Raw genomic sequence first — 1,813 nt, 5'->3', positions numbered from 1 at the left:
CCTTACCAATTCTCCGACAAGGTATGCGTGGTCCAGCAGTCCAGCAATTGCAGAGGCGACTGAAATCTCTTGGTTTTTTAAAAGCCACAGTAGATGGGGTATTTGGAGAGGTTACGAAAGCCGCAGTTCAAGCCGCTCAGCGCAAGTTCAAACTAGAACCTGATGGCATTGTTGGTCCTGCTACTTGGAATGCTTTGCTACGTTGATGAAATTTTTGTGGTTCCCGTAGCGTGGCCGTTCGCGCAGCGTGGCCTACGGCCTTAAGGGCATGGTTGACGATTGAAAGTTAACTGTTCACTGTTAACTATTCAATCATCAACCGTCAACAAAACACTAGTTATAGTGTTAGTTATAGCGTTTATTGCATTTATGAGGTACCCTTCTCAAGCTCAAAGTCCCCCTTTTTAAGGGGGATTTAGGGGGATCTATTTGTACCTCATGGGAAAGACAATTGCTATATATTTTTGCCGGTTAACTAGTGATAATTCTTGATTGATATTACTGCTTTGCTTGTTTCTGCTGCTTGACTTTCTGCTTCAATACGGAACTAATTCCTAAAGCCCCCAAAGCTAAAATACCTAGGGTAGCAGTAGGTTCGGGAATTCTTTCACCTGTAGACAATGACAGCTCAGCACGAGAAACAATGGCATCATCTCCATAAAATACTGGAATCTTGCCACTATTGGCATTAAAGACGTTCACGATTTCTCCTGAGTCGTAAAACTCCAGTAAATTTAAAGACACCGATTGCTTAGTTCGTACTGGGAGATTGCGGATCAGATCAATAATAATAGTATCCAATCCTATGATCCCAAATACATCGGTAGTAATCAGGGAGTTGTTTGGTGTCAGGTCTAAAATTAGTTTCGCTTGCGATAACTCATTTATTGATGTTCCCAAGTCAGAAAAATCAAAGCTCCAACTGGTATCTTCATCAATTCCATTACCAAGGGTGGTGTTACCCCCAGTCCTTTCTATCGTAAAATCGCCGTTTTGTAGGGTTTGACCAATACTGGCATTTAGTATTCTTGAAGGACTTGAGCTCCCAATCGCTTTAGTGGTGAAATCAAGACGACTAGCCAAGGCTTTTTCAGGTATTAAGCAACTGCTTAATAGGACGGCAACTGTAGCCACTGAGAACACTTTTAAAGTAAGCATTTTGATGCTCCCAAACCAAAACTAAGGTTAGAGTTAATGGCCAAATAACTCTATTATACTCCGCTCACGATAATTTGGTAACAAAACAAGGGATACTCCAGATAAAGATTTATGAAGTCCTTTCTAAGCATTCAGGCATCAGGAAATCAAGGACTTTAAGCCTGCTTACTTCAGTCAAGGGTGCTGACGCTACTTTTTCTAAATTTCTGGGAACTCTGTAAATGTAACTCAAATGCGATTTGTCAGTCAAGCAGGATGGCACAAGCAAATGATATTCAAATCTTTAGCCCAAGGGGTTTCCAAGGTTTCTGGGAAAGTTCCCCTTCGCCTGATCTTGGTCATACCATTTGTCCTGCAAATCTTCGCAGCTGTGGGACTTGTGGGATATCTGTCCTATAGAAACAGCAAGAGAGCGGTTAATGATGTTGCTACTCAACTGCTTGAAGAAGTCAATGCTCGGGTTGAGCAGAATTTGGAGGCTTACCTAACCATTCCTCATCTAGTTAATCAGATTAATGCCACTGCCATCAATCTAGGTCAATTGAATTTGCAAGATATTCCTCAATTAGAGCGTTACTTTTGGCGGCAGCTTCAGATCTTTAATACCCTCACATTTACTGGATTAGGCTTAGAGAATAAAGAAGATCGGAATAGT

2 protein-coding genes and 1 pseudogene are annotated in these 1,813 nt (G+C 41.5%); 2 read left to right on the top strand and 1 reads right to left on the bottom strand.

Translation table 11 applies throughout. From position 1 onward, the window contains the following. Positions 1-206 (top strand): peptidoglycan-binding domain-containing protein (locus tag F6K49_RS45405; RefSeq protein WP_293073025.1); only part of this gene is annotated, 206 nt, incomplete at its 5' end. Positions 207-498: 292 nt separating this feature from the next. Here the strand turns inward: F6K49_RS45405 and F6K49_RS45400 are convergent. After that, positions 499-1,158: a hypothetical protein gene (locus F6K49_RS45400; protein WP_293108734.1), complete on the bottom strand. Its 660-nt coding sequence runs from the start codon at positions 1,156-1,158 to the stop codon at positions 499-501. A gap of 268 nt (positions 1,159-1,426) precedes the next feature. Here F6K49_RS45400 and F6K49_RS45395 point away from each other — a divergent pair. After that, positions 1,427-1,813, top strand: a pseudogene (locus tag F6K49_RS45395) (guanylate cyclase); the annotation flags it as partial.

It is taken from the genome of Moorena sp. SIO3I6 (genome assembly GCF_010672095.1).
This window is presented reverse-complemented; position numbering and strand designations above follow the sequence as displayed.

Coding starts and splice junctions, on each gene's coding strand:
- F6K49_RS45400 (WP_293108734.1), bottom strand. CDS start 1,158: ATGCTTACTTTAAAAGTGTTCTCAGTGGCTACAGTTGCCGTCCTATTA.